We start from the raw sequence: 19,748 nt of genomic DNA on the forward strand, positions 1-19,748 counted from the left end.
ACTTGCCTGAGCTCGCGCCGTAATGCGGTCAATTCTTGGCGCTCAGCGGTGCTCAACGGTGCATCTGAAGACGTATCGCCGGTTTCATCAATTTGACTCTGGCGAACCCAGGTGCCAATGCTGGTGGCGTGGCATCCAAACTCTCGGGCAAGTTCAGCATGTGTGCGACCTGCTTTGGCCAGCTCAACAATTTGACTGCGAAACTCAGGTGGATACTGCGGGCGTTTTGAAGACATGATGGACTCCTTCTTTGAGAAATATAAGGTGTCCGGTCAATGGGGGGAACTTCAACTTCAACTTCAAGATGCCGGCCTGAGCCAGCCCAACAGGAAAGTAAGCACAAGGACAAGCAAAACAGATCAGGAATCCGCCGCGTGAAGGCAGTCGTTGATGCGCAAAGGGTTGGACCTGCGCCGGGGAATGCTCGGTTAATTCAAGGGGATCAATGGGAGTCATCCCGAAGCCCGACTAACGAATGGAGCCCCCGGCGCGCGTCTTTCATCAGGGTCTGCTGCCAGCAAGAAGGCAGCGCTAATGACCGTTTGTAGTCACGCCGTCCGCACCGTTTGCATCAAAGCATCGACACGCTGCACGCACAAGGCCCAGAACTGATCTGAGACCGACGAGACGAAACCATGTCTGGGTCTATCGCTGCGCGATAAACCCAGCGAGGAAGTATTGCTTGCAAATGTGGGGAAGCCCTTGTAGCTGAATTACCTGTTCTTCATTTGCTCATGAACTGTAGGTTGTTGTTTTAAATAAATATTCCTTGCGGACCTTCGCTGATATTTCCCAGCATGTAAGCAATGCGTACCAGTTACGCGCCTTTATCAAGGAAATCATCATGCCCACGCCGGTTGATATTCGAATCACGCCTTCTCTGCACGCCGACACCTTGAAGGAGGTGGACGGCTACGACGAGGAACTTACCGCCCCCATTCTCGCGTCCGCTCTCGAAGCGCTGGACGACGCCTATATCACGCTTGGCAAGCTGCACGACGCACGTGATGCGGCGAAGAAGAACCAAGCATGGACGGAAGGCCAGCAGGTGCTTGCCGTATCCGATGCCGCTTGGAAGCAACAGCAGCGCCTTGCCAAGAAGTTGGACAACGTGCGCGTCACGCTGGAAAAGCAGATCGCCCATTTCGAGGGTGAGCTGTCGCAGCCCTTGGAGTCGCGCGCTGCCGTGACGATCTCCGGCGAGGTACGGAAGTTCGTCAAGGACATGCCGACCGAGAAGCGCCACGAGTTCTTGCGGCAGGCAATCGAGGACGGTGACCACGTCACGATCAGCGCAGTATGCGGTGCGCCTCCGTACCTGTCCGGCCTCGATGCCAACTTCCAGAAGACCTACACCCGCATGTGGCACGAGCGCACTTCGCCTGACCTGGCGCAGAAACTCAAAGCGGTGCGCGGTGCCAAGGCCGTCATCGAACAACGTGGCGCACTGATCTTCAAGGAGGTTGAGAAGGCAATGGGCGCCCCGTGGACGCGCGTGCAGGCTCTTCGTGAAGGCAATGACAAGGCTCTGGCCGCGCTCAAGTTCGACGGTCAGTGAGCACCGCTGCTGATCCTCTGCAAACAACAAGAGGTGAAAACATGGCGGAAGTTGAATCGCCTGAATGGATGAAAGGCTTCGTGCCTCAGCCCAACAAGCCGCCGCGTGGCTGGCAACCCGGACAGTCGGGCAACCCGGCAGGTCGTCCGAAGGGCAGCAAGAACCGCAAGACGCAACTCGCCGAGGAACTGCAAAAGGACGGTTCCGACCTGGCGCGCGTCATCAAGGAAGCTGCTCTCGCGGGCGACACCAGCGCCATGAACCTATGGGCGCAGCGACTGGAGCCACCGCTGCGCGCACGCGCTGCCACTGTCGAGTTTGAGCTAGACCCTGAAAAGCCCCTGCACGAGCAGGCGCAGCAGGTGCTCGCAGCGGTATCCGAAGGGCGCGTCGATCCCGAAACCGGACGGATGCTGATCGACTGCATCCAGTCGGTTGCGGGCATCCGTGCTGTTGATGAACTGGAAGCGCGCCTCGCCGCGCTGGAGGAAAAGAACGCATGAGTATCGAAGACACCGAATGCATCCCGCAGCACGGCTGGCGGACTGTTCCCTTGAAGGACACACCGCAGGGGCAAGCCGACCTCGAGCTGATTGTGGCCGCATGCTACGAGGCAATTCTGAAATGCGACGACCCCGCCGTGCGCTGGCAGGCCGCCAAGCTGCTCCAACAGATCGGCCCGCTGAAAGGAACGCTGCAATGAAAAGCGACAACCTCGACCACGAAAACCGACCGATCAAGTACGGCGTCACGCCCGACGAGCTACGGCAGATTCAACAGCGCCGGATCGAGGCACACGCGGAGCAGCAGGCAGCGGACACGCTGAACCTCGCCCGCGCTGTGAAGCTGGGGCAAGCCCTGAAACAACACGAGGAGGCATCACATGGCTGAATGGCAGATCACCAGCACGAAGGACGTGCGCGACCGCGAGCGCTACCAGATTGACCGCGCGGACGAGCGGTACAGCCACCCGATGCGCATCTGCTCCTTGCACCCGTGCGTCCCTGAATATGTCGCGGAAGAAATCATGGCGCTACTCATGAAGCGCATGGAAGACCGACTAGCGGCGCGTCCGGGTCGGCGGGAGCGCTGACCACATGAGCATCGGCAGCGCTAAGGGCATGCTGGCCCGACTCAAGAAGCTGGAACGCTCGGATAGCGCCTCTGACGAGATGCGCCAGTGGGTCGGTGACACCTTCGGCGCAGCCATTGCTGACGGTCGCATGTGCAGCATGGATGGCCCTGTGGTGCTGCGCTGCCTCCTGAACTGGATCAGCGACGGCACCGCTCGCGGCTATGCGGGTGAAGGGACGCTGCGATGAGCGTCGAAGAGCCAGTGTGGTTATCTGCATGGCGCGAGGGCAAACGTGCAGCACCGCGGCCCGCGCCTACTCGTCAGCCCAAGCCGAAGCGCCCACCACCAGCCAAGCCCACAGGGAAGGCGAACTATCAGGGTTTCGTCGAACCTCAGCGCTGGCCACAGGATGACGGCACACGGCGCGAACCCGTGCTTGATATCGACTGCACACCTCCACGCATCGCCCGCTATGTCGGCTGGCGGCGGTGCATGTGCTGCGGCGTGTTGTTCTGGTCGCAGGACGTGCAGCGCTTGCGCCTCTGCCCCGGCGACGGCGTGAGCCGCCTTGGTTCTCGCACGCGGGACGATAGAGACGGAATCTGAAAAGCCGCCCGCCAGTGATTAGTCGTCCTGGTGTCAGCGGTGCCCGGAGATGAGAAGGCCGGGCCGTGCCACAGCATGCCGATGCACGTTAATCAATCGGATGCCGCAGCGGGGGCGCCCATCTCCTGACGCTGCCTTCAAGCCCCTGTCGGTGCCCATGACCGGCGGGGGCTTGTCGTTTGTGCGGCTGCGCGGCGCTACGGGGCGGCACAGGCCGTGATCACCACACCGCCGCCGCTAGGGTACTGGCGAGCGTAGCGCGTGCGCTGTAGCGGCGCGCATGTCAGCGGGCAAGGAACAACAAACACGGAGTTATTCGGGCTTGCCCGCTAAGCGCTTGGCGCTGCTGTGGTTAGGTCGGGCTGGCGGGCAAGGCATAAGCACAGCGTAATGTCTATCGCCGCACATCGTTGTTTGAGACAATTCGTTGTCATCAAATAACGAGAAAGCGACGAATGGCATCCCCTTACCTTGGAGCCCCTGTACAGCAGTGGGCTGGCATCACACAGCAGCTTGTCCAGCAGCACCCACTTACGCCTGACCTGATTCTGGACGCCGCTATGTTGTCCTGGACTCGGTTGTGGAATACATGGGTCGGCGATACTGCTGTGGGATTTCCGATTGCAGAGATTGACCCCCCTGCAACGGTCATCGGCTACATGTTTGAGAAGCTTTTCGCCAAGGAGTTGGCGGTACGACTGCCGGGAGCTTGGCGCGGCGGTGTAGGTTCAGAGAAGGACTTGCACTGCATCCAAAACGATTCCCTCTCCGTCGAGATGAAGGCGTCCGGTCAGTTGGGATACAAGATTTATGGCAACCGCAGCTACGGACAGGTACTTGAAAACGCTGATGCAGCTAAGAAGGACAAGTCCGGTTACTACATCACCGTCAATTTTTACGGGCAAACTCTGACGCTGCTGCGATTTGGATGGATCGACTCATCCGACTGGCAAGCCCAGAAGTCGCCCACCGGCCAAATGGCAGGCCTCCCGCCGGAGGTTTATCTGCATAAGCTGATGCCAATTGTTGGGCCGTACATGCTCAACGGCCCTGTGCAACTGCTTGATGGTGTGGGCGCGAAAGCCGCCGAAGAGCTATCCGCTGGCGGGGTCAACACAATTGGTGATTTGATTCGAGTTGCAAACCTGCCGCTGAAGTACCAGAAGCTTCAGGTAATCGCCCGCCAGCAGTATCAGGGCCTGTACTAGAACAGCGACGCGGATTGTCGAAGGGAATCTTCAATCCGCTCTGCTGCTATGGCGCAATAGTCGCCCCGAACTTCAAAGCCTATCGAGTAGCGTCCCCAGCGCAGACAGGCATCAATTGTGGAACCCGATCCGAGGAATGGGTCAAGCACAATGCCGTCCGTGGGCGAAAAACCTTTGATGACACGTTCGCAGAGATCAAGCGGAAACTGCGCCGGATGGGGGGTGCGTTCCTTCGAAGCGCGCCCCTCGCCAGATGTCACCTTGGCAATTTGCCACACGTCGGAAGGGTTCTTGCCAATCGTGTTGCAGCGCAGTTTCCCTTTCTTCTTCTGGTTCGGGTACGCGACGTCCGGGTCGCGTATGTCATCTAGGTTAAAACAGTAGCTTTCAGCGTCCTTGACATACCACAGCAACTTCTCATTCCGGGGCGAAAGGAACTTCTTGGCTGCAACGCCTGCGCCGTAGTTCCAGACGATTTCCTGCTGCAAAAAGAATGGAACCCGGTTCCACAACAGATACGGAATCGGGATTGACTTGGCGCGCTCGGCGAGCGCGACATACCCGACGTTCAACATCAACGCACCATTGGCGGCTGTGGCAAGGTGGATCTTTTCAATCCAATCTGCGCACCAGTCGATGAATTCCTCCATCGGACGTACCTTTTCGTACTCCTTTCCGATGTTGTAAGGCGGTGACGTAAAAGTCAGGTCGATTGATCCGTGCGGAAGCTGGGTCAGCAGGTCGCGGCAGTCCCCCTTGTAGATCGCATAGCGGTCGCCTCGATACTGAGGCTCGCCAAGAGCAGCCAGAAGCCTCTCGAACCTCGCTTGCGTCAGCGTGGTTACAGAGTCGCGCTCCTGTTCGACCGGTGACTGAGTGACCACAGCTTGATTCATCAATTCGTTGTCCATCGTTAGCATCTAAATCGTATTCGCGGACTAGCCGCAGCGGAAAGCAGCAGCATAGGACGCAAGCTGGCGACCTGTACACGACCACCACCGCACGCTTATGGTGTGCTTACGGTGACGAAATTCACCACAAAGAAGAAAGCCCCGGCTAGCGGGGCTTATCTTCACTTTTCACAAGCTCTTTGCGTGCCCGCCGAACTACGCTAAGCGCTTGTTTTTATTGGCGGAGGCGGTGAGATTCGAACTCACGAACGGTTGCCCGTTGCCGGTTTTCAAGACCGGTGCAATCGACCACTCTGCCACACCTCCTACAACTGTTTTCAAGACCGTTGCATTCAACCACTCTGCCACGCTTCCTGCTATTGCCAGCCCAATCGATGAATGGCACTTTTCAAGAAGCAGCATTCTATGCGCTTTTCGTCTGTCTTGTCGCACTGGTATCCAGAATAAATCACCGCTTGTTCTCAAGCCTTGCACTGCACAACAGAACCACCAACAATAAGGGCTTGCGCGGACTCACTCCCCCCACTCTTTCAACGACACCCTCTATCTTTATCATGCCAATAGTGTTAAGATGTCGCTCGCTTGCAATTGTTTGACCTGCAAGCAGCACCAACAGCATCCCTTTCGCTTGCTCCACAAGGAGCAGTCTGACACATTGTACAGACACCCATCGTTTGGCGTACTCCCCCCTCTCGCTTCGAAGCTCTGGTTGGAGCAACTCTGTTTTTGCCCAGTTTCTGGCTGGCCAATGGCGAACATTTTCGGGTTGACACGTTTTCACAGGCCACACCGGTTGCGATTCGTGCAGACGACCCACCCCAAGGCCTACGGGCTTGGTTCTCGATTTGACACACATTACAACAAAAACTCCATCTTGCGCGTTCGCTTCAGGCCGTTATTTCCTTACGCCTTTCGTCAACACACATCCTGAAACCGGTTTCATTGCCCGGCTTTCCATTCGCAGCGGCTCTGGCATGTCTTCCCATGACCGCGTTTTCACATTCACGCCGCGCTTTCGTTCCGAGGGCATTGCACTGCGCTATGCCTTGCGGCAGGCCGTGCAATGGCTGCATCACGCAAAGCCAGCGGTTGGTCAATAAAGAAAGGAACTTCCTTATGGCAAAAGAAGAACTGATTGAAATGGGCGGAAAAATTGACGAAGTGCTGCCCGATGCGCGCTACCGGGTCACACTCGACAACGGCCACGAATTGATTGCCTACACTGGCGGCAAAATGCGCAAACACCGCATCCGAATTCTGGCAGGCGATAAGGTGACTTTGGAAATGTCACCATATGATCTGACCAAGGGACGCATCACTTTCCGCCACCTGGAGCCGCGAGCCGGTGGTGCGCCACGTGCGCCACAGCGCAACCGCAGACGCTGATTCAACGTCTGCATTTTCCAGAATCCCACTGCTGAATACGCTCACCGAGCGTTCGTCAATGTGACTGTTGGGACGGCTCAATCCCCGTTCCCTTCTACCGCTGTACACATTTGCAAAAGTGCAGCGGCCTCTCCTCTTTCAAGGAAACCCCAATGCAACAAAAACTCTATGTCGGCAATCTGCCTTATTCCGTACGCAGCGAAGACCTGCAGGCGCATTTCGCCAGCTATGGTGCGGTGCAGTCGGCCATCGTGCTGGAAGACCAGTACACAGGCCGCTCCAAGGGCTTCGGCTTTGTCGAAATGGGCAGCAGTGCAGAAGCCGAAGCAGCCATCCAGGGCATGAACGGCAAGGAACTCGATGGCCGGGCCATTACGGTGAATGAAGCGCGTCCACAGGAAAAACGTGCCCCTTCCGGCTACGGAAAAAACCGCTACTGAAACCAATAGCCATACAGAATTGAGTTTCTGATGCGAAAAAGCCACTCCGCTAGCGGAGTGGCTTTTTTGTTTGGACTGCCACCACTCAATCGCGTGGGATGTACTCCAGTGTGGGGTTGCTGAACTCGATCGACCACCCTTGCAGGGAGGTTTCAAAGACATGTCCTACCGTCAGGCAGTTGTGGGCGGGGTTGAATACCTTGTTGGGATCGGCCACATAGCCCGTGTCGAAATGGAATCCGGCCTGATCGGTGATGGCAAAGCGAAGGTAACGGTTGGGCTCCTCGACCAGGGATTCCACGGTCAATTGGTAGCGCACATGGTCTTTGAGGGAGCCGTCGGGGGCACGCTGCTCATGAAAAACGATGTTGTCGAGATAGTCACCCACTTCGTAGGTATTGAACCAGGTTTCCAGATAGCTGGTGGCATCGCGGTCGTATAGGTAGCCGCCGATATAGCCCTGACCCAGCACTTTCTCGCGTATCACGCCAGGATCGCAGCGCAGCACGATGGCAAAGTGTCCGTAACGATTGACGGCCAGGTAGTCCTTCAGCAGCAATTCGGCCCGGAACACCATATTGCTCTGTGAGGGGTTAATGTGTGCCGGAAATGCACCCAGGTTCTGTACCAGCGCGTTGCCTTGCGTATGCTGGTCGATCACGAAATCTGGCAGATTCACCACCACGCTGGGGGTAGCATGTTCACTGGTGCCATCGCCACCACCACACCCCACCATGGAAATGGCTGCGGCCATCAGGCCAAGCCGATAGGTTTTTTGAAAAGAAAATCTGTGCATGAATACGACTCCGAATTGACAGGATCACAGCCGGACTCCGCTGGCATCAATGGCCTGCATCAGCAACCAGGTCATGGCGACATAGCGCAGAAACTTGCCAGCGGCCATCCAGGCAGCGCATTGCCAGAATGGCAGGCGCAGCCAGCCCGCCACAGCGCAGAGTGGGTCGCCAACGAGGGGCAGGAAACTGAGAAAGCAGGCTTTTGCGCCGAACTGTTGCAGCCATTGCAGGGCACGGGGGTGGCGAACGGGACGATGGCGGTGTTGATCGACGGCGCGGTGGGCGGCATGTCCCATCCACCAGTTCACGCAACCGCCCAGGGTATTGCCCACGGTGGCGACCAGCATGACACGCCAGAACCAGTCGGGGCGCAGTTCGACCATGCCCAGTACCGCCGGCTCGGAGCCCATGGGCAGCAAGGTGGCTGAAAGAAAAGCCACGACGAAGACGGTGGAGAGACCGTATTCAGGCAATGCCAGCCAGGCCAGCAGCCGTTCAAGCCAAACGTCCCACATGCTGTTGATACTGCTGCTGACGGTGTTGATGGCACTGCACGGAATCAGAACCAGCGGCGCAGCAACTGGATGATACGGTCGAACCGGTCACCAAAGGGGGGGTGCAGTGCATCGCGGCTTGGCCAGCGGCTGGGCTGGAAGATGCTACGGGCATGGGAGAAACGCTCAAAGCCATGCCGTCCGTGGTACGCGCCCCAGCCACTGGCTCCCACCCCGCCAAAAGGCAGGTTGGGATGCACGAAGTGCAGCAGGGTGTCATTGACGGTGACGGCCCCGGTGACGGTTTTCTCCAGCACATCGTGCAGGGCCGTCTTGTCGCGCCCGAACCAGTACAGTGCCATGGGGCGCGGAATGGACGCAATGATCTGCGGGACATCCGCAGGGCGGTCGTAGCTGACCAGCGGCAGGATGGGGCCGAAGATTTCCTCCTGCATCAGGCGCATTGCCGGGGTGACACCCAGCACCAGCGTGGGCGGCATCTGGCGCAGGCCGTGGGCGGAGATGGCCAAAATGGAAGGGCTTTCATCGCTGGCGCGGATTTCCATGACTTCACCCCCCAGTTGCTGTGCTTGCTGGAGCATCAGGGTCAGGCGCGACCAGTCGGTGGCAGAGATGATGGAAGCGTAGTCCGGGTGTTCGGGAATGCCCGGAAAAAGCCGCTGCACGGCCTTGCGATAGGCCTGGGCAAAGGCTTTCTCACGGCCTCGCGGCAGCAGAACATAATCCGGTGCAATGCAGGTCTGGCCGGCATTGAGCAGTTTGCCATGGGCAATGCGGGCGGCAGCCTCGTCCAGATCGGCATCGGCACTGAGCACGCAGGGACTTTTGCCTCCCAGTTCCAGTGTGGTGGGCGTGAGATTCTGTGCAGCCGCCTGGGCCACCTTGCGACCGATTTTGGTCGAACCAGTGAACAGCAGGTGGTCGAAAGGCAGGCTGGCAAACGCCAGGGCCAGCGGCGATTCACCGTTGAACACCGCGAATTCATCGGGGCTGAAATAACGCCCCACCAGTTGCTCCAGCAGGCCACCCAGTGCAGGGGCCATTTCACTGGGCTTGAGCATGACGCGGTTGCCTGCCGCCAGCGCGCCAATGGCCGGGCCGATGGCCAGTTGCAGCGGGTAGTTCCACGGCGCGATGATGCCGACCACTCCCAAAGGCTGGTACTGGATGCGGGCGCGGGCCGGTTGCAGATACAGCGGAGTGGCCACGCGCCGGTGCTGGCACCAACTGCGCAACTGGCGCAGTGCCTGGCTCAGTTGCAGGTGCGTGGTGATGATTTCAGTGGCCTGGGTGAGGCGGGCAGAACGTATGCCGTAATCGGCCTGGATGGCAGCGATCAGTTCCTCTTCGTGCGCGTTCAGCAGTTTTTGCAGGCGCAGCAGCCGGTCGCGGCGCACGGCTTCGCTGACTTGCAAATGCGCCCGGCTGGCCTGGTATTGCACATCGAAAGCCTGTTGCAGAACATCCTGTTCCATCAAAAATTCACCTCACTGCTGTTGGATTGATGCCGCAGCAAAGTCAGGTCCGTGGCGTTGCAGGGATTCAAGAAACTGCGGACGCGATGATTCTGAAGTTCAGGAATTCACAGGGTCTGCAAATGGCAGGGACTGCTGCACGCACGGTAACGATGGTTGCGACACTCGATTGTATGCAGAGCAAGGGGCAAAATCGGCAAACCTGTGGGAATGCCTCACAAAAGCCACAGTCATGCCAGCCACACCATCAACCCGACTGGGTGCCGGACTTGGGGGTGACATCGGTGATGTCGTCCTGCCGGGTCAGGCGGCCATCGGGAGTGTAGCGACGGGCCGAGGCCGATGGTGGGGCTTTGCTCCAGACGCTGCCGTAGGCACGGCGGAATCCGGCACGCGGGTCGAACTGGAAGACCCAGGGTTCCACGGGTTTGCCTGTCACCTTCGCCCACAGTCTGCGTCCGCCCCAGACCAAGGCCAGCCCCACGGCCAGCATCAGGAAAAAGCCGAAGAACAAGGCTCCCAGGCTCAATGCCAACAGGAGGAAGAAGACGCGCAGCAGGATGGAAACAAAGTCGTTCAATGAAGTGCCTTTCGCAAAAGAAGGGGGAAATGCAGCGTGGCATGGCAAGAGGGGATTGTCTCCAATCCGTCGAGGTAATCCACCTTTTCCCAGCTTGGCTGTGGGATTTTTGGAATGGCAAACGGGCAGGAAGTTCAGCATTTTTGATGCGTCCTGCCTGCCCGCTTCACACTGGATACGGTTTTTGCCGCCGGTGCATCACTGCATTTTGGGTGGGAAGACCCGATACCACAGCCCATAGGCCGAGCAGGCCGCGCAGAAAGAGAATGCCCATTCCAGCGTGCTGAAAACCATCAACACCATGCAGGGCACGCGCCAGATGTCGCTGCCCAGCGCGTAGGCCACGACCGAGACCGTACTGGCGACGAACAGCACCTTGTTGGCGAACATTTTGGCTCCGGCATTTTCGCGTTTGCCGCCCCAGCCGCGCGACTCGAACACCCCGGCCCAGATGCGATGCGATGGGCAACGGTAATGCCCCCAGAAACCGCGCACCAGCCCCTGCACGGCTAGGATGGCCATCAGCCACGGCGTGAACAGCAGCGACAGGCCAGAGATACAAAAGGTGAGAAATGCCTCCCAGCGGGCGACATGGGACCAGACGGGGGGAAGATCGAAACGCAGCATGAATGCCTCCTGCCAATATGGGAAATGGTGTGATGCAGGCCATGCTTTCAAGGGAAGGCATGACCCATTGATTTAGGGATAAATTATATTAGAAATATCTTATTAATGTAAGGAATAGAAAACCATGCCCTCCGTTTGGAGGTTCTGGCGGTATCGTTTTCGCCACTGGTGCGGCGCAGAATGCAGTACCAGCAGGGCATAGCGCAGGAAAGCGGTGGGCACGCGGTGCATGATGCGCAGCGATTCAATGGAGGATTTGCAGCATGGTGTCTTTCAGTCTTTGGTACTGGCTGGGTTTGCCGGTCGCGCTGCTGGCATGGCTGGCAATAGGGGGGTTGCGACGGCGGGTGCGACGGTTGGAACAGGACAATGCCTGGCATGCCGAGCAACTGGCACTGTTGCAAACGCGACTGGAGCTGTTGCAGGCGGCGCGTTCGCACCCGCCGGAAGCGGTGGCGGTGGTGATGCCCGCCGCCACAGAGGTTCAGGCCACGGCGGCGACAGCAAGCACGGCCACCAGCGAACCGCCACCCCTGCCCGTTCAGGCCGTGGCGCGGCCACCCACGCTGCGGTACACCCCCGCCAGCGTGCAAGAGGACGAAAGAGACGATCTCGCCCCTGCGGCTCCCACTTTCGCCCTGCTGGCGTTGCTGAAAAACTGGTTCAGCACCGGCAATGTACCGGTGAAGGTGGGCATGCTGGTGCTGCTGGCAGGAGTGGCGGCCTTGCTGCGGCATGCGGCCTTGCAGGGCTGGGTGCAGTTTCCGGTCTGGGCACGGCTGCTGGGGGTGGCTGCGGTGGCAGCAGGCGGGCTGGTGTTTGCCTGGCAACGGCGCGAGAGTCGGCGCAGTTTCGCGCTGACCATGCAGGGCGGCTGTGTGGGCGTGCTGCTGCTGACGGTGTTCGCGGCCTATCGCCTGTTTGACTACTGGCCGCAGGGGCTGGCTCTGGGGGTGACGCTCGGGCTGCTGGGGCTGACAGTGTGGCTGGCGTTGCGGCAGGAGGCGGTGGCCTTGGCGGTGTTCGCGCTGCTGGGGGGCTTTCTCGCGCCCTTGTGGCTGTCGGATGGCACGGGCAACCATGTGCTGCTGTTCGGCTATTACGCGCTGCTCAACGGGGCCATCTTCCTGCTGGCCTGGCGCAAGTCCTGGCCGGGGCTGAATGTGCTGGGTTTTGCCTTCACGTTCGGCATCAGTGCCGTGTGGGGCGCGTGGCAATATGCCCCCGCACATTATGCGAGTGCGCAGTTTTTCCTCGCGCTGTTCTTTGGCATGTACCTGCTGATTCCAATGCTGAATGTGCAGGTAGCCGTGAATGCCCACCGTACAGACACGCCGCCGGACTGGGTGAACGGCACGCTGGTGTTCGGCACCCCTCTGGCGGCACTGGGCTTGCAGGCGGCTTTGTTCGACGGGGATGCACTGCGGCTGGCAGCCGTATCGGCGGGTGCTGCGTTGCTGTATGGCACGCTGGCCTGGCGATTCTGGCAGCGTACCGGCTGGCAGATGCTGGCACAGGCGCACGCGCTGCTGGCTCTGGCACTGGGGACGCTGGCCGTGCCGCTGGCGTTCTCTGCCGATGCCACCGCCTGCGTTTTCGCACTGGAAGGCATGGCCCTGGCCTGGCTGTCGCTGCGCCAGCACCGCCTGTGGTTGCGATTCCTCAGCCCGATGCTGTTCGGGCTGGCCGCTCTGGCGTGGCTGCATGCCATGACGGGCAACCCTCTGCCTCTGCCGGGGCGCGGCGATAGGGCGGTGTTCAATGCGTTCTTCATGACGACCCTGCTGCTGGCCGCCACCCTGCTGGCCACTGCCTGGATGCACTGCCGCTGGGATGCCGCCACCCTGCAATCGGCCCGTGCGCGGCTGTACTACGCCATCGGCCTGGCACTGTTGCTGGTGGCAGGCTGGCGCGAGATTGTGGCTTTTGCCCCAACAGCCTGGGAAGGCGCGCTGCTGCTGACCCTGTTCGCCACATTGGGCGGGGTCACGGCCTGGCTGTACCAACGCCATTGGCCGGTGCCGGAACTGGCGGTCATCGCGCTGGGACTGGGCATGGGGCTGCCGCTGCTGCACTGGCTATTGGTGGGGGAAGGCTGGTTCCAACGCGACCTGCACCCACTGCATGGTGGGGTGCTGGTGTATGCGTTCGTCAGCCGCCATGTGCTGCGACGGCTGCGAGACTCGGCACGAGTGCCTGTGCCTGCACTGTTCGACCACGCCAATGCCCTGTGGTGGCTGCATGCGGTGGCCACGGTCTTTCTGTGGCTGTGGAGCTGGCAACGCCCGGCTTACCCGCACATGCTGGACATGCTGCAAGGCTGGAACGCGCTGCTGCTGGCCCTGCCCTGGCTGATGCTGAATGCCGCACTGCGCTTCGCGCCCCAGCGGCTGGGCTGGACGGATGCTGCGGTTGCGCCATCCACTGCCACCGCCGGGCGGCAATGGCTGCAAACCGCCAGCATCCTCACGCTGCCGGTGCTGGCGGTGGGAATGCTGGGGCTGGCCGGGCGTGCTTCCGTACTGCCGTGGCTGCCACTGCTGAATGCGCAGGATGCCATCTGGCTGGCCTGCACGCTGCTGTGGCTGGCCTGGCGACCGCACTGGCCCTCGTCCAGCGCGGCACAGCACCATGCCTTTGCGTGGGGACTGGCCTGTGGGCTGGGTTTGCTGGGCTTGAGCAAATCGGCACTGGCAGCCACGCACCACTGGGGTGGCGTGGACTGGAATGCGCTGGCCCTGCTGGAGAGCGCGCTGGCGCAGACCACGCTGACACTGCTGTGGGGCACGCTGGGCGTGGCGGCCTGGCTGACCAGTTCGCGCACGGCGAACCGCACGCTGTGGGGCTGGGGCATGGCCCTGATGGCCCTGGTGCTGCTCAAGCTGTTCCTGCTTGATCGCCAGCACCTGGGCAATCTGTGGGGCATTGCCTCGTTCATCGGCTACGGGCTGCTGTGCGTGGTGGTGGGCTACATCGCCCCGTCACCGCCTGCCCGCACTGCCGCGCCGCTCACAGAAAAGTGACCACTTCCTCTTGCGGCAGGCGCGACTTGGGCAGAGGGGCATTGAAGTCGTCGGCACTGCGGTAGCCCAGGGCGGCCAGCACCACGCTGGTCAGACCCTTCTGCTCCAGCCCCAGTGCCGCATCCAGCGCGGCACGGTCGAAGCCCTCGATGGGCGTGGCATCGATGCCCAGGCTGGCCGCGCCAAACAGCAGCGTGCCCAGTGCAATATAGGCTTGGCGGCTCTCCCAGCCCAGCAGATCTCGCTGGCGGTTGTATTCCACAAAAAAACGCCTCCCGGCATCCTGCGCCTTGCGGGCATCCTCGTTCACGAAGCGTCCGTCGCGGCTTTCCTGCTCCAGCAGGCGCACCAGATGGGCATCGGTGAAGTCGGTGCGCACCGTAAACACCACCACATGCGAAGCATTGCCCGCGCGCGGGCGGTTCAGCTCGGTCAGGGCCGGTTCGATGGTTTTCTTGCCCGCCTCACTGCCAATCACGAAAAAGTGCCAGGGCTGGGAATTCACCGACGACGGGCTGTTGCGCAGCACCGTCAGCAACTGCTGCAATTGTGCCTCGGGAATCTGACGGCTGGGGTCGTACACCTTGGTGGTGTAACGCTGGGCGGACAGGGCCGCAGGATCGAAGCTCATGGGGTTTCTCCTCGGTCAAAGAAAAACAGTATAGGGAAAACCATGCAAACTTTCAGCCGTGCTTAGAACGTGTTTACGATCTCAGGACCTGCTTATACCGGCCCCGCGCGACGCTGGTTTTTCTCCACCCAGTGAATCAGCAGCAGCACCGGCAGCCCCAGGCAGGCCGTGCCGATGAAGAATTGCGTATAGCCCACGCTGTCCACCGCCACCCCGGAAAACCCGCCGACGAACTTGGGCAACAACATCATCATGGAGCTGAACAGCGCGTACTGCGTGGCCGAGTACTGGATGTTCGTCAGGCTGGACAGATAGGCGATGAATGCCACCGAAGCCACGCCTGCCGCCAGGTTGTCCGCCGAGATGACCCAGATCAGCCCCACAAAATCATGGCCACGCAACGACAGCCAGGCAAACAGCAGATTGGTACAGGCCGCCAGCACCGCGCCCAGCATCAGCACGCGCAGCACGCCGATGCGCAATGAAATCCAGCCCCCCAGAAACACCCCCACCATCGTCATGATGGGGCCGTAGATTTTCGTCGCCAGTGCCACCTCGTTCTTGCTGAAGCCCATATCGACGTAGAACGGATTCGCCATCACGCCCATCACAATATCGCTGATGCGATAGGTGGCGATCAAGGCCAGAATCAGCACCGCCTGGGCGCGATAGCGCAGCCAAAAATCCCAGAATGGCGCAACGAACGCATTCAGCAGCCACTGTTTCGCCCCCTGCGTGGGCGGGCTGTAGGGCCGTTGCGGCTCCGGCGCGAACAGCACCACCAGCATGCCCACGGCCATGGAGGCGGCCATCACCAGATAGGCCAGTGCCCAGGCCGACTGCTGGTAGCCCTGCGCCCCGGCCTGCTCGGCCCACTGCGCCAGCCACAGCGCACCCGCACCCGCCCAGATCATGGCCAGCCGATAGCCACCCTGGTAGGTGGCCGCCAGCACCGCCTGCTGCTCCACGGCGGCGGACTCGATGCGATAGGCATCCAGTGCAATATCCTGCGTGGCCGACCCAAAGGCCGCCAGCAGCGTAAAGCCCACCAGCAGCCAGAGCTGGGCATCCGCCAGCCCCTGCCCCAGCCACGGCAGCCATGCGACCAGCCCGGCAGGCCAGTGCAGCGTCCACGACTGCGCCGGATTGACCCACGCCATGCCCACCAGCCCCGCCACAATCGCGCCCTGCGCCAGCAGCAGCCAACTGCGCCTGCGCCCCAGCCAGCGGGTGAGCAGCGGAACGCGCACATGATCGACCAGCGGTGCCCACACCCACTTGAAGCCATAGGCCAGGGCCACCCACGACAGAAAGCCAATGGTGGAACGCTCGATGCCCGCCTCGCGCAGCCGGAAACTCAGCGTACCCAGCACCAGCAGCAGTGGCAGCCCCGCCGCAAACCCCAACAGCAGCATCCGCACACTGGCAGGCTCCAGATAGGTTCTCAAAGCCTGCCAGAAGCCGGGGGGCGATACTTGGGGAGCAGTCATGGTCGGGAGAAAGAAGGAGGAAAAGCGGCACATGATACCCGTTGCCCTGCGAGCCGGTCGTCACCCTGAACGTCGCTTGGCTTGTTCCCATGCTTGCGTATGGAAACGCCTTGCTACCTGCTGCGCTTTGCCAGGGACGCTGGAGCATCCCAGTGCGGGTTCCCACGCAGGAGCGCGGGAACCATCAAACCATCATGGGTCAGTTGCCTTCAGGCCATCGCCTGCGGCCACAGGCGGCGTGTGGCCAGTTTGTCCAGTTCTGCCACCACAAATACCAGCGATCCGGCCAGCAGCACTTTCAGCCACTGGCTGGCATCCAGCCCGGCAGAGCCGAAGATGGTCTGCATGAACGGTGCGTAGGTGAACAGCCATTGCAGCGGTATGCAGGCGGCAATGGATAGCAACACATAGGGGTTGCCGAACAGTCCTTCGCGGCTGAGCACGCTGTCGCGCACATGGCGGCTGTTGAGCAGGTAGAACATCTCGGCCAGCACCACGGTATTCACGGCCATCGTGCGTGCGGCCTCCAGCGAGGTGCCCTGCTCCAACTCCCACAGGAACAACCCCAGCGCGGCCACCATCATGCAGACAGAGATCAGCACAATGCGCCAGACCGCCAGCCGCGAGAGCAGCGGCGCATCCGGTGCGCGTGGGGGCCGTGCCATGATGCCGTGCTCGGCCGGTTCAAAGGCCAGGGCCAGCCCCAGCGCGCTGGAAGTGACCATATTGATCCACAGCACCTGCGCGGCCGTCAGCGGCAGGGTGAGCTGGAACAGGATGGCGGCAATCACGATCAGGGCCTCGCCGCCGTTGGTGGGCAGCATGAACAGGATGAACTTGCGCAGATTGTCATAGACAGTGCGCCCCTCCTCCACGGCATGGACGATGGTGGCGAAGTTGTCGTCGGCCAGCACGATGTCGCCCGCTTCCTTGGCCGCTTCCGTGCCCTTCAGCCCCATCGCCACGCCCACGTCGGCGCACTTGAGGGCGGGCGCGTCGTTCACGCCGTCGCCGGTCATGGCGACGATCTGGCCATCCTGCTGCAAGGCCTGCACCAGCCGCAGCTTCTGCTCCGGGCTGGCGCGGGCAAAGACATCCACATCGGCCACAGTCTGGCGCAGGCTGGCATCGTCCATCACCGCCACCTCCGCACCGGTGATGGCGGGTTTGCCCACGCCGATGGCCAGTTGTGCGCCAATGGCGCGTGCCGTTTCGGCATGGTCGCCGGTAATCATCTTCACGCGGATGCCTGCCTCATGGCAGGAGCGCACGGCGGCAATGGCCTCGTCGCGGGGCGGATCGACGATGCCCACCAGTGCCAGCAGGCAACAGCCGCGCTGCACGTCGGCCAGGGCGAGCCGCTCGCCCGCTGCCTGTCCCGGCTTGCTCGCCAATGCCAGCACCCGCAAGCCCTGCGCGGCCAGATCAGTGGCCCTACGCCGCCAGTAGTCGATGTCCAGCGGCACGCTGCCCTGCCCGCTGGCCACGGCCTGGGTATCGCAAAACTCCAGCACACGCTCGGGCGCGCCCTTGACGTAGATGCGGCAGGCCCCGGCTGCGTCCTGCCCGGCCATGCCGTGCAGCGTGGCCATAAAACGGTGCTCGGACTCGAACGGAATCGCATCCAGGCGCGGCTGCATGGCCTCGAACCAGTCTTGCGCGGCTCCCGCCCGCTGTGCTTGCGCTGCATCCATGCCCAGCATCGGCGCGGCCTTGCTACCCAGCACCAGCAGTGCGCCTTCGGTGGGGTCGCCTTCCACCTGCCACAGGCCATCTTCCTGCTGGCGCATGCGCGCATCGTTGCACAGCACGCCTGCGACGACCGCCTGTGCCAGCGGGGACGCGGCCTGCCAGTCGGGCGGCACGCCGTCGCGGTGAATGTGCCCCACCGGGGCGTAACCGCCCCCTTCCACCTGAAACCGCCCTTCGGCGGTGACGACGCGCTGCACGGTCATTTCGTTGCGGGTGAGTGTGCCGGTCTTGTCGGAGCAGATGACGGTGACGGCTCCCAAAGCCTCCACGGCGGGCAGTCGTCGCACAATCGCCTTGCGCCGTGCCATGCGCTGCACGCCCAGGGCCAGCGTGACGGTCATGATGGCAGGCAGGCCCTCGGGAATGGCCGATGCCACCAGGGCCACCACCATCATGAACATTTCGGCGGCTGGAATGCCGCGCAGACCACTGCCCACGGCAAAGGTCAGGGCGGCAAAGACCAGGATCACCCAGGCCAGCTTGTGGCCGAAGCCGTTGATCTTGCGCAGCAGCGGCGTGGTCGCCACCGCCAGATTCGACAGCATGGTGTTGATATGCCCCAGTTGCGTGCGATTGCCCGTGGCCACCACCACGCCCAGAGCCTGCCCATAGACCACCAGCGTGCCAGAGAACGCCATGTTGGTGCGGTCGCCCAGTGCGGCATCGGCAGCGACTGGCTGCACCTGCTTGTCCACCGGCAGGGATTCGCCGGTGAGCGCGGCCTCCTCCACGCGCAGTTGCGTCACCGACAGCAGGCGCACATCGGCCGCGACCTTGTCCCCGGCATTAAGCACCAGCACATCACCGGGAACCAGCGCATCGGCGGCAATGGCCTGCCGCTGGCCGTCGCGCACCACGGTGGCCTGCAAGGACAACATGTTGCGAATCGCATCCAGCGCGGCCTCGGCCTTGCCCTCCTGGATGAAGCCAATGGCGGCATTGATGAAAACGGCTGCCAGCAGCACGCCTGTATCCACCCAGTGCCCCAGCAGAGCCGTCACCAGCGCGGCCACCATCATGATGTAGAGCAGGATGTTGTGAAACTGCATGGCCAGACGCACCCAGACACTGCGGCGACGTGCTTGGGCCAGTCGGTTCGGGCCGTATTGCTGCAAACGCGCCCTGGCCTGTGCCTGCGACAGCCCCTGGCGGGCGACATCGGACGGCAACTCCAGCCGTTCCAGCACTTCCTGCGTGGTGTGGGTGTGCCAGTGCGGCCCCACGTCACGCAAGCGGCCGCCAGCAACCTGGGAGGAAGAAGACACGGAAGGGCGGGGCTTCGGGGGGATGCCGGAATCCATGCAAAAGACCTTTCTGCGCAGAGAAAAAATACTGGTGTGCCTGTTTCGCAGGCCCCACTCAGGGTAAGAACCACTTGCATTTTGTCCCAGAAGTATCTTTTCTTTGACAAAACCCGTGTCTAAGAACCTGTTCACGATCTTTTCATGGGGTACGTTGCCCCGTCAGGCGGGTCAATGCAAGGCGCAAACCGCAGGCGGGCTGGTGGCCCGGCGAGGATTTGCAACGCCGCAGTGGCCTGCCTGACGGGGCAACCCCAAGGGCACGATGCCAAAACTGCCCCACTCGGCGTTGCACGGCTTGCACAGACGCCCAGTCTGTGCTGCGCCGCGCGCCTTGATTGGAACAGTTTTGGCATCGTGCGTACCCCATGAA

Annotated in this window: 21 protein-coding genes and 1 tRNA gene; 11 read left to right on the plus strand and 11 right to left on the minus strand. The window is 61.4% G+C overall.

The annotated features are described in order from the left end of the window. On the minus strand, window positions 1-236 hold a 236-nt coding region (locus BUE21_RS14365; protein WP_143164399.1), incomplete at its 3' end, for a transposase. Between the two features lie 608 nt (window positions 237-844). Between BUE21_RS14365 and BUE21_RS03400 the strand changes: the two genes are divergently transcribed. The 7 genes from BUE21_RS03400 (at window position 845) to BUE21_RS03430 (ending at window position 4,447) form a co-directional block, all read left to right on the plus strand. Further along, the gene (locus tag BUE21_RS03400) at window positions 845-1,558 is read left to right on the plus strand and encodes a hypothetical protein (RefSeq protein WP_073354871.1); all 714 of its coding nucleotides are present in this window, start codon (window positions 845-847) and stop codon (window positions 1,556-1,558) included. A 41-nt stretch (window positions 1,559-1,599) separates the two neighbouring features. Then, complete coding sequence (locus tag BUE21_RS03405) at window positions 1,600-2,061, plus strand: DUF5681 domain-containing protein (RefSeq protein WP_073354702.1); 462 nt, start codon at window positions 1,600-1,602, stop codon at window positions 2,059-2,061. Beyond that, window positions 2,058-2,261, plus strand: a complete 204-nt coding sequence (locus BUE21_RS03410) for a hypothetical protein (RefSeq protein ID WP_073354703.1) — start codon at window positions 2,058-2,060, stop codon at window positions 2,259-2,261. The genes BUE21_RS03405 and BUE21_RS03410 overlap by 4 nt, the downstream gene beginning before the upstream one ends. Then, a complete protein-coding gene (locus BUE21_RS03415; RefSeq protein WP_073354705.1) occupies window positions 2,258-2,449 on the plus strand; it encodes a hypothetical protein in 192 nt (63 codons plus the stop codon). The genes BUE21_RS03410 and BUE21_RS03415 overlap by 4 nt, the downstream gene beginning before the upstream one ends. Beyond that, the gene (locus BUE21_RS03420; protein WP_073354707.1) at window positions 2,442-2,651 is read left to right on the plus strand and encodes a hypothetical protein; all 210 of its coding nucleotides are present in this window, start codon (window positions 2,442-2,444) and stop codon (window positions 2,649-2,651) included. Before BUE21_RS03415 ends, BUE21_RS03420 begins: the two co-directional genes overlap by 8 nt. Before the next feature lie 4 nt (window positions 2,652-2,655). Then, complete coding sequence (locus BUE21_RS03425) at window positions 2,656-2,880, plus strand: hypothetical protein (RefSeq protein WP_073354709.1); 225 nt, start codon at window positions 2,656-2,658, stop codon at window positions 2,878-2,880. Window positions 2,881-3,694: 814 nt separating this feature from the next. Then, the gene (locus tag BUE21_RS03430) at window positions 3,695-4,447 is read left to right on the plus strand and encodes a ScaI family restriction endonuclease (protein ID WP_073354711.1); all 753 of its coding nucleotides are present in this window, start codon (window positions 3,695-3,697) and stop codon (window positions 4,445-4,447) included. Here the strand turns inward: BUE21_RS03430 and BUE21_RS03435 are convergent. Further along, window positions 4,444-5,358 (minus strand): DNA-methyltransferase, encoded by a 915-nt coding sequence (locus BUE21_RS03435; RefSeq protein ID WP_234971035.1) that lies wholly within the window; start codon window positions 5,356-5,358, stop codon window positions 4,444-4,446. The genes BUE21_RS03430 and BUE21_RS03435 overlap by 4 nt on opposite strands. A gap of 218 nt (window positions 5,359-5,576) precedes the next feature. Next, window positions 5,577-5,664 (minus strand) — tRNA-Ser (locus BUE21_RS03440). A 527-nt stretch (window positions 5,665-6,191) separates the two neighbouring features. On the opposite strand from BUE21_RS03440, the gene BUE21_RS14370 reads away from it, so the two are divergent. From BUE21_RS14370 to BUE21_RS03455, 3 genes are all read left to right on the plus strand, one after another. Continuing rightward, entirely contained in the window at window positions 6,192-6,458 is a 267-nt protein-coding gene (locus tag BUE21_RS14370; protein WP_143164400.1) for a hypothetical protein, read from the plus strand. 16 nt (window positions 6,459-6,474) lie between these two features. Continuing rightward, window positions 6,475-6,744 carry a translation initiation factor IF-1 gene (gene infA, locus BUE21_RS03450; RefSeq protein WP_073354713.1) on the plus strand — a complete coding sequence of 90 codons (270 nt, stop codon included), beginning with the start codon at window positions 6,475-6,477 and terminating at the stop codon, window positions 6,742-6,744. Between the two features lie 152 nt (window positions 6,745-6,896). Further along, complete coding sequence (locus BUE21_RS03455; RefSeq protein ID WP_084522772.1) at window positions 6,897-7,184, plus strand: RNA recognition motif domain-containing protein; 288 nt, start codon at window positions 6,897-6,899, stop codon at window positions 7,182-7,184. Window positions 7,185-7,269: 85 nt separating this feature from the next. On the opposite strand, the gene BUE21_RS03460 is transcribed toward BUE21_RS03455, so the two are convergent. The 5 genes from BUE21_RS03460 to BUE21_RS03480 form a co-directional block, all read right to left on the minus strand. Next, window positions 7,270-7,980, minus strand: coding sequence for a hypothetical protein (locus BUE21_RS03460; RefSeq protein WP_143164401.1), 711 nt, complete (start codon window positions 7,978-7,980; stop codon window positions 7,270-7,272). Between the two features lie 24 nt (window positions 7,981-8,004). Continuing rightward, complete coding sequence (locus BUE21_RS03465) at window positions 8,005-8,496, minus strand: YqaA family protein (RefSeq protein WP_073354717.1); 492 nt, start codon at window positions 8,494-8,496, stop codon at window positions 8,005-8,007. A 44-nt stretch (window positions 8,497-8,540) separates the two neighbouring features. Then, window positions 8,541-9,971 (minus strand): aldehyde dehydrogenase family protein, encoded by a 1,431-nt coding sequence (locus BUE21_RS03470; protein WP_073354719.1) that lies wholly within the window; start codon window positions 9,969-9,971, stop codon window positions 8,541-8,543. A 247-nt stretch (window positions 9,972-10,218) separates the two neighbouring features. Then, on the minus strand, window positions 10,219-10,551 hold the full coding sequence (locus BUE21_RS03475) for a hypothetical protein (RefSeq protein ID WP_073354721.1): 333 nt from the start codon (window positions 10,549-10,551) through the stop codon (window positions 10,219-10,221). 198 nt (window positions 10,552-10,749) lie between these two features. Further along, complete coding sequence (locus BUE21_RS03480; RefSeq protein ID WP_073354723.1) at window positions 10,750-11,178, minus strand: DUF4395 family protein; 429 nt, start codon at window positions 11,176-11,178, stop codon at window positions 10,750-10,752. Between the two features lie 263 nt (window positions 11,179-11,441). Here BUE21_RS03480 and BUE21_RS03485 point away from each other — a divergent pair, with 263 nt between their 5' ends. Beyond that, window positions 11,442-14,201, plus strand: a complete 2,760-nt coding sequence (locus BUE21_RS03485; RefSeq protein ID WP_073354724.1) for a DUF2339 domain-containing protein — start codon at window positions 11,442-11,444, stop codon at window positions 14,199-14,201. Here BUE21_RS03485 and nfsB read toward each other — a convergent pair. The 3 genes from nfsB to BUE21_RS03500 all read right to left on the minus strand — a co-directional run bounded on the left by nfsB (window position 14,188) and on the right by BUE21_RS03500 (window position 19,375). After that, window positions 14,188-14,832 carry an oxygen-insensitive NAD(P)H nitroreductase gene (nfsB, locus tag BUE21_RS03490; protein ID WP_073354725.1) on the minus strand — a complete coding sequence of 215 codons (645 nt, stop codon included), beginning with the start codon at window positions 14,830-14,832 and terminating at the stop codon, window positions 14,188-14,190. The genes BUE21_RS03485 and nfsB overlap by 14 nt on opposite strands. A 92-nt stretch (window positions 14,833-14,924) precedes the next feature. Then, the gene (locus BUE21_RS03495; RefSeq protein ID WP_073354726.1) at window positions 14,925-16,322 is read right to left on the minus strand and encodes an AmpG family muropeptide MFS transporter; all 1,398 of its coding nucleotides are present in this window, start codon (window positions 16,320-16,322) and stop codon (window positions 14,925-14,927) included. Window positions 16,323-16,531: 209 nt separating this feature from the next. Next, window positions 16,532-19,375, minus strand: a complete 2,844-nt coding sequence (locus tag BUE21_RS03500; RefSeq protein ID WP_084522786.1) for a cation-transporting P-type ATPase — start codon at window positions 19,373-19,375, stop codon at window positions 16,532-16,534. Window positions 19,376-19,748: the final 373 nt, after the last annotated feature.

The sequence above is a fragment of the Lampropedia hyalina DSM 16112 genome (genome assembly GCF_900129055.1).
Taxonomy (GTDB): Bacteria; Pseudomonadota; Gammaproteobacteria; order Burkholderiales; family Burkholderiaceae_C; genus Lampropedia; species Lampropedia hyalina.